Source organism: Psychrobacter sp. UBA6766 (genome assembly GCF_002453355.1).
Lineage (GTDB): Bacteria > Pseudomonadota > Gammaproteobacteria > Pseudomonadales > Moraxellaceae > Psychrobacter.
On record NZ_DKGQ01000021.1, the window covers coordinates 1 to 14,833 of the forward strand.

13 protein-coding genes are annotated in these 14,833 nt (G+C 43.2%); 4 read left to right on the forward strand and 9 right to left on the reverse strand.

Going from position 1 to position 14,833, the window contains the following annotated elements; translation table 11 throughout:
• Window positions 1-41: 41 nt before the first annotated feature.
• The 5 genes from ruvB to B4K26_RS04840 all read right to left on the reverse strand — a co-directional run bounded on the left by ruvB (window position 42) and on the right by B4K26_RS04840 (window position 5,285).
• A complete protein-coding gene (gene ruvB, locus B4K26_RS04820; RefSeq protein ID WP_296243897.1) occupies window positions 42-1,022 on the reverse strand; it encodes a Holliday junction branch migration DNA helicase RuvB in 981 nt (326 codons plus the stop codon).
• 210 nt (window positions 1,023-1,232) lie between these two features.
• Entirely contained in the window at window positions 1,233-1,853 is a 621-nt protein-coding gene (ruvA, locus tag B4K26_RS04825) for a Holliday junction branch migration protein RuvA (RefSeq protein ID WP_068404947.1), read from the reverse strand.
• Window positions 1,854-1,958: 105 nt separating this feature from the next.
• The gene (fba, locus tag B4K26_RS04830) at window positions 1,959-2,996 is read right to left on the reverse strand and encodes a class II fructose-bisphosphate aldolase (RefSeq protein WP_296243887.1); all 1,038 of its coding nucleotides are present in this window, start codon (window positions 2,994-2,996) and stop codon (window positions 1,959-1,961) included.
• Window positions 2,997-3,420: 424 nt separating this feature from the next.
• A complete protein-coding gene (locus B4K26_RS04835) occupies window positions 3,421-3,795 on the reverse strand; it encodes a hypothetical protein (RefSeq protein ID WP_296243888.1) in 375 nt (124 codons plus the stop codon).
• Window positions 3,796-4,082: 287 nt separating this feature from the next.
• The gene (locus tag B4K26_RS04840) at window positions 4,083-5,285 is read right to left on the reverse strand and encodes a phosphoglycerate kinase (RefSeq protein WP_296243890.1); all 1,203 of its coding nucleotides are present in this window, start codon (window positions 5,283-5,285) and stop codon (window positions 4,083-4,085) included.
• Between the two features lie 424 nt (window positions 5,286-5,709).
• Between B4K26_RS04840 and B4K26_RS04845 the strand changes: the two genes are divergently transcribed.
• A complete protein-coding gene (locus B4K26_RS04845; protein WP_296243891.1) occupies window positions 5,710-6,039 on the forward strand; it encodes a TraR/DksA family transcriptional regulator in 330 nt (109 codons plus the stop codon).
• Window positions 6,040-6,103: 64 nt separating this feature from the next.
• On the opposite strand, the gene B4K26_RS04850 is transcribed toward B4K26_RS04845, so the two are convergent.
• Entirely contained in the window at window positions 6,104-6,772 is a 669-nt protein-coding gene (locus B4K26_RS04850; protein WP_296243892.1) for a thiamine phosphate synthase, read from the reverse strand.
• Window positions 6,773-6,853: 81 nt separating this feature from the next.
• Entirely contained in the window at window positions 6,854-7,942 is a 1,089-nt protein-coding gene (locus tag B4K26_RS04855) for a serine hydrolase (RefSeq protein WP_296243893.1), read from the reverse strand.
• 441 nt (window positions 7,943-8,383) lie between these two features.
• Here B4K26_RS04855 and B4K26_RS04860 point away from each other — a divergent pair, with 441 nt between their 5' ends.
• The 3 genes from B4K26_RS04860 to B4K26_RS04870 all read left to right on the forward strand — a co-directional run bounded on the left by B4K26_RS04860 (window position 8,384) and on the right by B4K26_RS04870 (window position 12,771).
• The gene (locus B4K26_RS04860; protein ID WP_102076814.1) at window positions 8,384-9,019 is read left to right on the forward strand and encodes a response regulator; all 636 of its coding nucleotides are present in this window, start codon (window positions 8,384-8,386) and stop codon (window positions 9,017-9,019) included.
• Window positions 9,020-9,117: 98 nt separating this feature from the next.
• On the forward strand, window positions 9,118-10,947 hold the full coding sequence (locus B4K26_RS04865) for a sensor histidine kinase (RefSeq protein WP_409521410.1): 1,830 nt from the start codon (window positions 9,118-9,120) through the stop codon (window positions 10,945-10,947).
• Between the two features lie 105 nt (window positions 10,948-11,052).
• Window positions 11,053-12,771, forward strand: a complete 1,719-nt coding sequence (locus B4K26_RS04870; RefSeq protein WP_296243895.1) for a sigma-54-dependent transcriptional regulator — start codon at window positions 11,053-11,055, stop codon at window positions 12,769-12,771.
• 33 nt (window positions 12,772-12,804) lie between these two features.
• Here B4K26_RS04870 and B4K26_RS04875 read toward each other — a convergent pair whose 3' ends face one another.
• The gene (locus tag B4K26_RS04875) at window positions 12,805-14,358 is read right to left on the reverse strand and encodes a S41 family peptidase (protein ID WP_296243896.1); all 1,554 of its coding nucleotides are present in this window, start codon (window positions 14,356-14,358) and stop codon (window positions 12,805-12,807) included.
• Window positions 14,359-14,763: 405 nt separating this feature from the next.
• The coding region (locus B4K26_RS12865) for an IS3 family transposase (RefSeq protein ID WP_414708030.1) at window positions 14,764-14,833 on the reverse strand (70 nt) is incomplete at its 5' end.

Here is a 14,833-nt window from a genome sequence, read left to right on the forward strand (position 1 = left end):
CTTCATGTGTTAATCTAAGTTTAATATTCTTACTTTTAAAACTATAACATCTGGTCAATCGCCATTTGCGTCAATACGCGGCCACGTGCCGTTCGCAGAACATAACCTTGCTGAATTAAATACGGCTCAATCACATCTTCAAGCGTTCCGCGATCTTCAGCCATTGCCGCCGCTATGGCTTCAACACCAGCTGGACCACCGTCAAAGCGCTCATGCAATATCTCGATATAACGTCTGTCTAAATGATCAAGACCACGCCTATCAACGGCAAGCATATCAAGCGCACTACCCGCTATTGCGCCATTGATACTACCGTCGCCTCTGACTTGCGCATAATCGCGAACACGGCGCAACAGACGATTGGCAATCCTTGGTGTCCCACGCGAACGGCGTGCAATCTCTACCGCGCCATCTTCACTCATCGGTACCCGCATCAAACGCGCGGCACGGCTAACAATCGTCGTTAGATCAGCGATATTATAAAATTCTAAGCGCTGCACAATTCCAAAACGATCCCGTAGTGGCGAGGTCAATAGCCCTGCTCGAGTGGTTGCAGCAACTAAGGTAAATGGCGGTAAATCAAGCTTAATAGAACGCGCCGCTGGTCCTTCACCAATCATAATATCGAGCTGAAAATCTTCCATTGCAGGATAAAGAATTTCTTCAATCACTGGACTTAAACGGTGAATCTCATCGATAAAGAGCACATCGCCTGCTTCCAAATTGGTCAGCATGGCGGCCAAATCACCAGCGCGCTCAAGGACAGGTCCTGAGGTAGAACGCAGATTGCCACCCATTTCACGAGCGATGATATTGGCAAGCGTGGTTTTCCCAAGTCCCGGTGGACCAAAAATCAGGGTATGATCCAATGCCTCGTCGCGACCGCGTGCTGCACCAATAAATACTTCCATCTGCTCGCGTACCACAGGCTGACCGATATATTCAGCCAATAATGCCGGTCGAATATTGGCATCAGGCGCATCACCTGCCCCTTCTAACGGATTAATCAAACGATCTTGCATCATAGGTTTTATCATTTTATTAAAATCATTATTTTTAAAAGACTAGATCATAAACAGCATAACCAAACGCTGCGCATAAGTCATGCAAAACATCATAAAGCACATACCAGATAAAGCACAGCCTAAAACGAAAATAAGCGACAATGACTGTCGCTTATTTGTTTAATATGCTTTTATATTGTTAGCAATAACCAGCTGCTATAAATATACTTAAAAGCCGGATAGCTGTTGCAAGGTGGCTTTTAGTAAGCTTTGCGTATCGGCAAAGGTATCGCCATTACTTTTCGCCGCTTTAATCGCTTGCTGCGCTTCTCGTTCTTTATAACCCAAGCTAATCAACGCGCCTTCGACCTCAGCGATGATACTGCCTTCAGCAGACATAGGCGCAGGCTGAAGCGCAAATTCTAAACTGCTATTATCAACCTCGATATTTTTTAGCTTATCTTTTAGCTCAATCAATAAACGCTGTGCAGTCTTTTTACCGATACCTGGGATACGCGTTAACGCCGTCTCCGACTCTTGCTCGACGTGCATTTTTAGCTCAGCCGCTGACATCGCAGACAGCATCGCCAGTGCCATTTTTGCCCCAACGCCATTGATTTTAATCAATTGGCGAAAAACATCGCGTTCTTTACGATCGATAAAACCAAAAAGCAGCTGCGCATCTTCACGCACGTGAAAATGCGTCCAAATGCTCGCCTGCTCGTTGAGACGCAACTGACAAAATGACGGCAGCGGCAGCTCTATATCGTAGCCTACGCCAGAGGCAGTCATGACACAGGCAGTCGGCGCCATCAAATATTGCACCTGCCCCGTAATCAATCCAATCATTAATCCACCACCCTTTATAAGATTTGAATATAAAAACTGCTTATAGCATTTGTGCTAAAAATAAGCGGCTGTTATGACTCAATAAGCATGCTTTGCTAACCACGCTTATTTATAAAAATCGACCATACCTTCAAGGCTGATTGGGCGAATTTTATGTGCTTGTCCCGCAGAACCAAAGGCTTCAAAACGATTGGTACAGATATCTGACATCGCAACCATAGAGGCTTTAAAGTACTTACGTGGATCAAATTCGCTTGGATTTTCTGCCAAGAATTTACGGATTGCACCCGTTGATGCCAAACGCAAATCGGTATCGATATTGACTTTACGAACACCGTGCTTAATCGCTTCAACGATTTGCTCGACAGGAACACCATAAGTCTCGCCGATATTACCGCCATTTTCGTTGATAACTTTGAGCCATTCTTGCGGCACTGAAGACGAACCATGCATGACCAAGTGGGTATTCGGAATACGAGCATGAATCTCTTTGACGCGCTCAATCGATAAGATATCGCCTGTCGGTGGACGAGTGAATTTATACGCGCCATGACTGGTGCCAATAGCGATGGCTAACGCATCAACATTGGTATCTTTAACAAACTGCTCCGCCTCATCAGCGCTGGTCAATAGCTGCTCATGATCAAGCATCCCTTCTGCACCAGAGCCGTCTTCTTCACCCGCCATGCCGGTCTCAAGACTACCCAAACAACCAATCTCACCTTCGACAGACACGCCGCACGCATGCGCCATTTTGACCACTTCGCGAGTCACGCTGGCATTATAATCATAGTCCATTGGCGTTTTGCCGTCTTCACCGAGCGAGCCATCCATCATCACCGATGAAAAACCAAGCTGAATTGAGCGCTGGCAAATAGCAGGTGACATACCATGGTCTTGATGCATCACGACCGGAATATGTGGCCATTCTTCGATAGCAGCAATAATCAGATGACGCAAAAACGCAGACCCTGCATAACTACGTGCGCCCGCACTGGCTTGGACGATGACAGGTGAGTCACAGGCGTCGGCCGCCATCATGATGGCACGCATCTGCTCTAAGTTATTGACGTTAAAGGCAGGGACACCATAGCTGTGCTCAGCGGCATGATCCAAAAGTTGACGTAAAGATATTAAGGCCATAAAACGCTCTCTGATTAAATTTTAAAATGAGTACTTGTAAAAGATGGGTGATTACAAGTGTTCTATCGACGCTGCAAGACTGCAAGACTGCAAGACTGCAAGACATTGATACATGCAGCATGATAGAACTGATGGTAAAAAATGCCATATTTTTGCTAGCAATTATTACGCGCAGATTATAGCAAATTTTGCCTGCGCTTCGTAGCGGTTAGGCGACTATTTGTTGAGGTGACAGGTTTGGGTTAGCTGATTATTCATGGTATGTTTTAACTTTTTAACTGTTAAAACGCAAAAAGCCTTGGCAATTACCAAAGCTTTTTATTGTTTCAAGGGCTTATAAGATAGCTATCGATCGAAGCGCTATTAATGCAAGTTTATTATTAAAATAATATAATTCAAAGTAATATAACTGCTTCGCAATCAATTAGTACTGTTGCTCTGCTTCTACTACGTTTTCACTGGCTTTATCTTCAACCGCAGCTGCGCCATCGGCAACCACTCCAGCAGTATTGGCAACGGCTTCATTTGCCCCTACCACAACCGCTTCACCAGCATTTCTTGTGGCTTCACTTGCTTCCGCGCCAGCCACTTGTGCATTATCAGAGAGCTCTTCGCCAGTAGTTTGCGCAGCGACTTCAGCATCAGCAGCAGTGGCTTCTGTTTCAGCGGCAGCCTCTTGAGTGTTGACAGCAGCATCATCACCAGCAGCTTCCGTTTTATCTTGTGTTTCTTGGCTACATGCAGTAATTGCAAAGGTACCAGCAAGGACGCTAGCAAGTAACAAATGACGTTTTAACATAATAAACCTCTCGTAAATAAAGCATGCCAAATACATGATTTGCGCTATTTTATAGAGTGCAAATTGGGCATGCAATCATAATTTTCAGTATGGAAACAAATAATTACTACTTAATAATAAGCTGTGACCTTTCATGCTTACTTTTATCGTGCAGCTTTCGTACGAACAAGCCAAATAGCCATAAAACCAAACATGACGGTCACTTTATTATTTTTATAGCCTACCCCACATGCTCATAATAAGTTGTACGTCTACTGTTACTCAACTGCTGAATTATCGTTAAGAAGCTACTCACCAATTTGTAGTGCAGCAACGGCAGGTAGGACTTTACCTTCGACAAATTCTAAAAACGCCCCGCCGCCCGTCGACATATAACTTACACCGTCAGCCACTTGATATTTATCAATTGCCGCTAAAGTATCGCCGCCGCCAGCAATAGAAAAACCTTGGCTGCTCTTCACCGCATTTGCTACGATTTGGGTACCTTGACCAAAAGCATCAACTTCAAAAACACCTACCGGCCCATTCCATAAAATGGTTTTTGCCTTGGTGATAGCATCAGCTAATTGCTCAGCACTTTCTGGTGCGATGTCTAATATCATATCATTCACGCCAATCGCATCGACCGACTTAATAGTAGCGTTGGCTTTCTGTAATGAGCCTGTAAAGTCAGCAAAGTCAATCTCACTTTTATCGGCAACAACGACATAGTCAGGCAACAAAATCTCAGTTTTATGCATAATGTCGCGCGCTGTATCTATGAGTTCCGCTTCATATAATGATGCCCCAACGCTATGACCCTGCGCCGCTAAGAAGGTATTGGCTATTCCGCCGCCAACGATAATCTGCGAGCATACTTCTGCCAAACTGTGCAGCACTTCAAGTTTGGTCGATACTTTTGAGCCACCAACGATTGCAAGCATTGGCTGGGCTGGCGTTTCAAGCGCTAGACTTAACGCATCAAGCTCAGCCGCTAATAAAGGTCCCGCACAAGCAGTTTTGCCCGCTTGATGCATTGCTTGGGTCACGCCTTCAGTGGACGCTTGCGCGCGGTGCGCCGTTCCAAACGCATCCATGACAAAGACATCGCATAAATCCGCATATTTCTGCGCCAACGCCGCATCATTTTTCTTCTCGCCTTTATTAAAGCGCACGTTTTCTAGCAGGACGACCTCGCCTGCGTTGATTGCTACGCCCTCAGCCAGATAGTCATTGTTTAAGCGTACCGGCGCTTGTAATTTGTCGCTTAAATAATCAGCTACTGGCGCTAGCGAATATATGGCTTCAGGATTGCCTTCCGTCGGACGTCCGAGATGTGAGCAAACAATCACCGCCGCGCCTTTTTCTAGTGCCATTTTAATCGTAGGCAAACTGGCTTGCAGGCGAGCATCACTCGTGACTTTACCGTCTTTAACAGGCACATTTAAGTCTTCACGAATCAACACCACTTTGTCTGTTAAGTCCAGCTCACTCATACGCAAAAAATTCATTACCTGCTCCTATGCATCATCTATGGTTAATCTACAATATGGCTGTTTGCTAACTGCAAAACGTTTTTACAAAATAGTCATCTTAAAACGTATATTATGGGTCATTCTCGCGCTTGGTTTTATAGAACTGTCCAAGCAAGAATTTAAAGCGGTGTATTCTAGCAGTTTTTAGTCAGCTCTTATCAAGAACTGCGATAAATTTTGCGCTATAGCTTTATCAATTCAAAAATCGGCAAAATCTCAATAGTAATCACACGCACTAAAAACAGTAACATTTCGTGGTGGTACTTCATCATTAGGCTGTTTATGATAAAGGTGTGTTTGTGATAAGCACCGCTCATTATAAGAAAGCAGCTTATTATAAAACCTATGATGATAATGAATAATAAACCTAACAATAAAAACAATTCCTCAGGAGAAAATTATGAGTATTAATATTGAAACTGCCAAACAAGACCTGCTAAACCTAAAGGAAGAATATGAAACTCGAATTGATAAAATCGAAGACCATATTCAAAATCCGCCAGATGATCTCAATGAACATTGGGAAGACCAGGCCATCTCATACCGTCAAAATGACATGCGCGCAAGCTTGATGGATGAAGCGCGCCAAAGCTTAATCTATGTCGAAAATGCGCTAAGTCGTATCGAGAATGGGACTTATGGCGAATGTGAAGTATGTGGCAAACAAATCGAAGAGCAACGCCTAAAAGCGCTGCCATACGCCACGTTATGTATGGAACATGCAGAATAATTTTTAACGACTATTTTGAATAAATACTGTTTTTAAAGATTGAAGAATTGAAATAAGTCTCTAATCAAGCAGGCGCTTGCCATTTGCTAAGCGCCTGCTGCCATTGCTGACAACGCTCGACAATTTGATGGACGGGCAAATCCATAATGTCGCCGACGACTGCCACATAAGTAATCGGCAATCCTGCCAGCTGAGCAATATTCTCTGCCGTTAATCCGCCTATCACACAAATATCAATACCTTGCTGACAGCCCTCTATCAGCTGCTGACGAGATATTACATGAGCACTGGGTTTGGTCGTTGAAGCAAAAACTGCGCCCATAGCGGCATAGCTTGCGCCCGCGTTTTTTGCTCTTTTGACCAGTGATACATCGCCATGACAGGTGCGACCAATAATTTGATTGGACGCTAAATGACGTTTGGCGTCGTCAATTTGACCATCTTGCTGACCTAAATGTACACCTATTCTAAGTTTTTTAGCAAGTTCAGTATCGTCGTTCATCACGACTGGCACGTTATGGGTTTTGGCCAAACGAACTATTTGCCGCGCTTCATCGTAGAGTTTTGATGTGCCATTTGCCGATTGTAAGGTTTTTTTGCGGCGGATTTGCAATAGCGCTATCAACCCCGTTGCCAATGCTGCTTCTAATTTAGGAAATAAAACCGCAAACTCATCATCATTGGTGAGTAAGTATAGCTTGGGAGCTGGCGTGACAGCCGATACTTGAGACATATTGTTTTCCTCAAATTTAACACAATAAAAAGGCCGTTATAACGTATAACAGCCTTTTTTCTCAAAACTAAAACAGCAAGCTTACACCGTACGGCGAGTCGCCAAACTGTTTAAAATGTTTTTCGCATCACCCCAACGCGTCGCTGAGCTGTTTGCGCCTAAAATCACGATAATCGCTGGACGATTATTGACGCGCGTTTCCATCACTACACAACGACCTGCTTCATTGATAAAGCCAGTTTTTGAGATACCGATAGGATAATCGCCGGAACGGACCAAACTACTGGTATTATTGGCTTTATAAGTGCGATTGCCATTTGAGTAGTTAGAAACATAAAAATCATAGCTTTTGGTGGTAGAAAAACGACGAATCACATCATAGTTACCAGCAGCACGGACCATTTTGACCAAGTCATTCGATGAAGCAACATTACGCTTATCAAGACCTGTTGGGTCGCCAAAGAAGGCTGTGGTCATGCCCAAATCTTGAGCCTTACGGTTCATAGCACGCATAAAGGCACTGTAGCCACCTGGATAATTGCGAGCCAGACTTTTCGCTGCTGGGTTTTCTGATTTCATCAATGCCATTAGTAGCATTTCAGCGCGGTTCAAGCGATCGCCTGACTTAAGATTTGAGCTGGCGCGTTTTGGACCGACGAAATCTTCTGGATCAAGGGTAATCTCTTCACGCATATCTAGACCAGCGTCCAATACCACCATTGCTGTCATGAGTTTGGTAATACTTGCCATTGGGCGTGCAATATCAGCATCTTTTTCGTAGATAGATTCACCCGTTTCCGCATCGATGACCGCAACACTGCGCGAATCGGTACTGATTGGAATCATATTACTGCTACCAAAACTGCCACGATAGGTGGTGTTATAAGCGTTGGTATTGTTGAAGCTGTTGTTATTACTACCAAATGTCTGAGTATTAGTAATATGGGTCGCGCCGTAGCCATTGTCTACTTTTTTAATGGCAGAGCTACTGCTCTTGGACATGATCTTTCGCGCTTCAGATAGGCTGTCGGCACCGCCCCAGCTCAGACGAGCACTAGATTCAGAGCTAGAACCACCATTAATGGTAAGTGCCGCTTGTGCAACACTGCCCAAACTCAATGAAATCAGAGCAGCGATTAATTGCTGTTTGGTTAATGGTAGTTGCTTCATTATGCCTCCTGCAGCCGCGCTGCTATTAGTTAGAGAATCAGTTACATACTCACTAACATCAACAACGTACGTAGCGTTTGTGGTTGTGTTTGTAGATACTCACATAGAGTTTTTGTATTTTTAGTGTATCATGGTTTGCATCTAAGTTTAATCTACTAAATCAATTAGATGGCATTTTTTAACCACATTCAAATTTTACTACATTTACTTTATATTACAGCAATACTAATTAACATTAGCGCAATATAGGGTTACATTGATACTTATAACCCTTTTATTGCAAAGTTAATATTAAAATATGATGTTTAATATAAAGGAATTTGTGAATGCATCCATTTATAGTAGTTAAGTTTAACGGAAATTAGCTTTTATAATAAAAAAATAAGACAGTTTACGTGTAACAGGCACCCTTTATTCTGACTAATAGAAAAGAGTATAACTATGATTCGAGTATTAGTAGTAGATGATCATGATTTGGTGCGTATGGGCATTAGCCGTATGTTGGCAGATAGTGCCGATATCGAAGTCGTTGGCGAAGCAGATAGTGGTGATATGGCGATTAAACTGGCAAAACAGCTGCGTCCTGACGTGATATTGCTCGATGTCAACATGCCAAACATTGGCGGACTTGAAGCAACCAAACGCCTCATTCAGCTTGATATGGGCTTTAAAATTTTGGCCGTGAGCAGTATGTCAGCTCAGCCTTACCCTTCGATGCTTATTAAAGCGGGTGTTAATGGTTATATTACCAAAGGAACGCCGCTTGATGAGATGATACGCGCGGTAAAAAAAGTCTATCAAGGCGGGCGTTATTTTAGCCAAGACGTTGCCGAGCAATTGGCAGATGTTCTGTTATCTGATAATGCCAGTTCACCTTTTGATTTATTAAGCGACCGTGAAAAGCAGGTCGCGATGATGGTGGTAAATTGCCAAAGTCCACAGCAAATCGCTGACCAACTATTTGTTAGTGTTAAAACCATTAATACCTATCGGTATCGTATTTATGAAAAAGTTGGCGTCGATAGCGATGTGAAATTAACCCATTTGGCCATCCGTCATGGCCTTATTCAACCGTAAGTTACTAAGTGACTTAAACAATTCTGCGTTTATGACGATTAATGTATAAAGCCTTTAATGACAGTGAAAACTTTAACGCTTACGAAACCTTAAAGCCTATGAAATCTCTGCAGCCTACGCCGTCGTCAAAACCTGTGAACTCGATTAATAGCGTCATAGCGACTATTACTCATTATTTACAGCGCGACGACACCTTGCCTCTGCCGCAGCTGCGTAGGTTGGGACTGATTTATAGCAGTTATCGCTTTGTCGTTAGCTTGTTTTCTATGCTAATGGTATATATCACTGCGCGAGCAAGCGATGGCTCAACATTGCCAAGCTTTTTGCAGCAAACTGCACTCAGTTTTTATGTGCTGCTAAGCCTGATTTTATTGGGACTATTTTACGTCGTGACAAAGCATCTGCGGCGTCAGTTGGCTTTTGGTTTAGCGGTAGATGTTATCATTTTAAGCTTACTGCTTTATACTGCTGGTTCGCCAGATTTACAGCTAACCATGCTATATATGGTGGTGGTTGCCGCAAGCTTTATGCTCTTACACAGCTCGCAAGCGCTCATCATCACTCTGCTAGCGATTATCTTTGTTATCTACCAGCAGTTTTTTTATGCCATTGCCAATAGCATGAGTTTGGCAAATCTGGGTGACGCGCTCCTGATGTCAGCCAGTTTTTTGGCAGTCGGCGGTTTGAGTTGGACTATCTCGCAGCGCCTAGTACAAGCTGAAAAAGTAGCCGCGAGCCATGCAAAGGAAGTCGAACGCTTAAACGTCATTAATCAAGAAGTCATCGCCCAAATGGCCAATGGTGTCATCGTTATCGATTGCGAGCATGTGGTTTTAGCGAACCTTGCCGCCCATCAGCTGCTTAGTATCCCAAATCCTTCGGTGCTCATACTGACAGAGAGTCTTGATACAAATGACACATTAGGCAACTCGCCAAATGACACCGTCAAAAACACCTCCAATGATAGTGAAAATAAACTTTTATCAGACTTTCAACATCAGCTCTACGAACAACATCCGCAATTATTTGAAGCCTGCTTATCCATTGAGATAGGGCAATCTCGCACGTTCATTTATGAGTTACCCGCTGTCGCCAATGCCTCCGTCTTCGGTAAGCTGCGTGTCGAAATCATCCCGTTAAAAGATGATAGTAAACTGATCATTTTAGAAGATTTGCGCCGCGAACAAGCCGGTGCCCAACAATTAAAACTGGCGTCTTTAGGGCAGCTAACTGCCAGTATCGCCCATGAAATAAGAAATCCTTTAGCCGCTATTTCGCAAGCCAGTCAACTATTGATAGAAGATATCGAAGAAAGCCAGATAGCAAACAATGATGCGAGCATAAATGGTGACATGGCTGGCAACCATGAGCTTTATAAAATGATATTTACGCAAACAAAACGTGTTAATCGTATTATAGAAGACGTTTTAAAATTGTCGCGCCAGCAAACCGCCAATCAGCAAGTGCTCGATCTTGCTGATTGGATGCCAACCTTTTTAGAGAACTACTTTCAAGGTCATGATGTTTTTTTACACAGTCATGCGCAGCCGACTATCTCGTTCGACCCTCATCAGTTAGAACAAGTTTTTATTAATTTAATTAATAACGGCTTACGTCATAGCAGCTATGCTCACCCTCATGCTGTTGTTGAAATCGAAATTTATTGTGCTGATAACGATGTTATAATTGACGTGTTAGATGATGGCATAGGCGTTAGAACTGCAGATTTAAACCACTTGTTTAATCCATTTTTTACCACCGATAAGGCTGGTACAGGACTGGGATTATATTTATCGCAAGCATTTTGTGAAGCCAATCATGCACGCTTGCTTTATATTTCTGACCATAAAAAAACCTGCTTTCGTTTAATCGCACCCGCTATTCATAGTGACCTCACTGAAAGCACCGACAAAGTATTTTCTGAATAATGGTAAATACGCAGACTTACTATAAGCACGACTATTTATACTTTACAGACCTTGTTACGGCTATTTTTAACACCCTTGTAGTACTTGAAGACAATGAGATGATGTATGACCACAACTGCACTAGTCGTTGATGATGAAGTAGATTTATGCCGTTTGATGCAAATCACGCTAACTAAAATGGGCATCAAAAGTGATGTGGCTTATACTCTATCGCAAGCTAAATCCTATTGGCAAAAAAATGACTATGATTTTTGCTTAACCGATTTGAAGTTACCTGACGGTTCAGGATTAGAACTGGTCAAGCACATCAGCGCCAGCTCGAGTACGCCCATTGCGGTGATTACGGCGCACGGTAGTATGGATTTGGCGATTGAAGCATTAAAGCTGGGTGCCTTTGATTTTGTTAATAAACCGCTTGAGCTGCCACGTTTACGCCAATTGGTCGAAAATGCGCTAAAAGTTATTCATCAAGACAACACTGCTAAATCCACCCCTGAATGCTCACCTGAACAGCAAATGCTCGATAGTCGTTTGATTGGCGACTCAGCGGTGATGCATCCGCTAAAAAACACCATTTTAAAATTGGCACGCTCGCAAGCGCCAGTATTTTTATCGGGCGCGTCAGGGACGGGTAAAGAAGTGGTCGCTCGCTTAATTCATGATTTAAGCCCACGCCGAGATGGCAGCTTTGTGCCGGTCAACTGCGGCGCGATTCCGTCAGAGCTTATGGAATCAGAATTTTTTGGTCATAAGAAAGGCAGCTTTACAGGCGCTGTGGCCGATAAACAAGGGCTGTTTCAACAAGCCAATGGCGGCACCCTGTTTTTAGATGAGGTAGCTGACTTGCCATTAGCGATGCAAGTCAAGTTACTTCGCGCTATTCAAGAAAAAACGGTACGTGCAATCGGCGATACCAAAGAAATACCGGTCGATATTCGCATTTTATCAGCGACGCATAAAGATTTAAATCAGCTGGTACAGATGGGAAGCTTTCGCCAAGATTTGTATTATCGTATTAATGTTATTGAGCTTAAACTGCCAACGCTAAATGCGCGGCGTGATGATATACCGGTATTAGCCAAGCATTTTTTAGCACTGATTGCAGATGAATGGCAACTAGAGACGCCGCCAACACTGACTGACGATGCCTGTGCGCGCCTGCAGCATCATGACTTTGCCGGTAACGTTCGCGAATTGCGTAATGTCCTTGAGCGGGCAATCACCTTAGCAGAGACGTCTACTATTGATGCCAGTCATTTAGGATTACCTGACTTAGATTTACCGAACTTAGATAACCGCCAAGAAATCACTACCTCAGCAAGTCAAAATATCAGCGCTAGTACCGCGACCACCTCTGCTGTTTCTCATTTGGATAAAAAAGACAACGTAGTAGCGGAAACAATAAAAGACAACTCAATAAAAGACCATTTAGAAATAGACAGCACGCAGCAATCGAAAGCTAATATACATCCTTATCGCACCGCTACTCAGCACTATCCTTCAATGACCGCGCGCGCAGTGACCAGTGTTGTAGAAGAAACTACTAAGCCAATGGCTAACGCTTTACCAGAGTCATTAAGCAACCAAAATAAAGAGCAACAAGCATTAAATAAGCCAGTGAGTACAAAAGATATGGCCACTGGTCAATTACCAGCTCAAGGGTTAGAACACTATCTGCAAGAACAAGAAAGACGGCTTATCATTACAGCTCTTAAGCAAACAGGCTGGAACAAGACCCAAGCTGCCGAATTATTAGGCACAACTTTTCGCTCTTTACGCTATCGTATGACAAAACTAGAGATTGCTGAAGATCAAGCTGAGTAGTAAACGCTCATCTCCGTCGAAGCAATACTCAAATTAAGGCTTATCTTTGGCAGTCGGTTTATCAATCACATGATCGATGACCGTATTGTTTTGAGTGACTTTACTTTTAATGGCTGAGTTTTTAATAGCTTGGTTTTTAGTGTTTCTGTCATCTTGATTGCTATTGCTTTCTGGCTTCGACTTGCGTACAAATCGGATTCCCGACGGCAGTGCCTGCTGCTTGAGTAAATCAAGTGCTTGTTGTTCCCAAGAACTTTCATTACCCGATAGAGCCACATCGGGCTCTACCCCGACCCCGTCAATTTTTTTACCCGAAGCGGTCATATAATTAGCGACGGTAAGCTTAACCGCTTGCTCGTCATTAAGCGGGATGACGGACTGTACAGAGCCTTTGCCATAACTGACTTCACCCAAGATAGTGGCCCGCTTTTGCGCCTGCAAACTACTGGCTAAGACCTCTGCTGCTGAAGCGGAATAACGATTTTGTAATACCACGACTGGTAAAGCTTCTAATAACGCTGCGCCTTGGGTCGATAGTGTCCGCGAATTACTTTGGCGGCCCTTTACTTGCACCACATCGGTATTGGTCATAAACAAGCTGGCAACGCTTACAGCCGACGCTAATACGCCCCCTGGGTTATCCCGCAAGTCCAATAAGACTCCTGAAACAGGTGCGTCCAAATCAATCAAACTTTGTAAAAGCTTTTCGCGGCTGTTGTTTTGAAACGCGGGCAATCTGACAATTGCCATGCCATCGACTAGTCGAGTTTCAATAATTTGCGGATGATTGTGATTGCGCTGTAAAGTTGTGGTGTGCTTGCGTCGACCAGCCTTTGATGTCACCACATCTACTTGTGTGCCCGCAATTCCCGTTAATAGCTGTTCTATATCATTACTTTCTTCTTCTTCGCCAAGTTTAAACTCATCCACCTGATGCAAATAATCCCCAATGGCAATGCCTTTTTTATCAGCAGGCGAGCCATCAATTACCTCAGTAATCACCCAATAACCTTGTTTCGGGTCATACTGCACTTTTATACCGATATCACCGACATCTCCTTCGGTAAAAGCACGCAAATTCTCATAAGCCTCTGCATCTAAGAACTCAGCATGACTATCGAGCTTGGTCAACATTCCACTCATGGCATTGTTAAATAGCTCCTCGTCATTCACTGTATCAACATATTCTCGGCGTACCAAATCAATAACAGCGACAAAGGTTTTTAGCGTTTCAGGCGCAATCGCTTTCAATGAAACCTGCGCGACTTCTGCTGGAATATCTGTATTTATAGCGTCTGACTCGTCATTCAACGCGCTTTCATCAGCGACAGCATCTATTGAATCATCAACTTGATCGGCAGATTCCAGCATCTCTGCGATATCTGACAAATCGTCTGCGCCATTGTTTTCCCTGTCATTATTTAATGGCACATCATTGGCATTAAGACTGATTAACTGTACGCTCGCGGTAGCATTTATACCATTATTATTGACTTTGTTGTTGGTAGCAGCTTGCGACGGCACATTAACAGCGCTTAAACTTAGTACACTGGTCATAAGCGCTGGCTTTAATAACTGAGAACTCATAGACTTCATGCTAAAGGGCTTAAAACTAACCGATTTAATGCTAAAAGATTTAGAACTAACAAATAGTGGCATCATGAAGTTCTCCAATCTTTTAGACATTAATAAGGATAAAAAGTGGGTAGGACGCATAAAGGAAATCACTCAAAAAATTGGTTTGGTTTTTATTTTTATCACTTTTTAGATTTATAACGTTATTGTAGGGTTATTGACAATTATAGAGTTATTCATAAATAATGTCGTCTAAAATAACACCAAGCTGCTAACGACAACTAGGATAGTATTGCAAATAACTTTGACAATATGTATCAAGCACAATGTATTGAATGCAAGGTAGCAAAAATACTGAAAAAAGCACATAAAAAAAGGGGAAGATTGAACTGACCCCCAAATGTTGGACGGTTTAGTTTATAACAAGGACTGAGTTCTGTATTGCACAGGACTCAGTCCTTTTAGTTTAAGTTGAATACGCTCATGA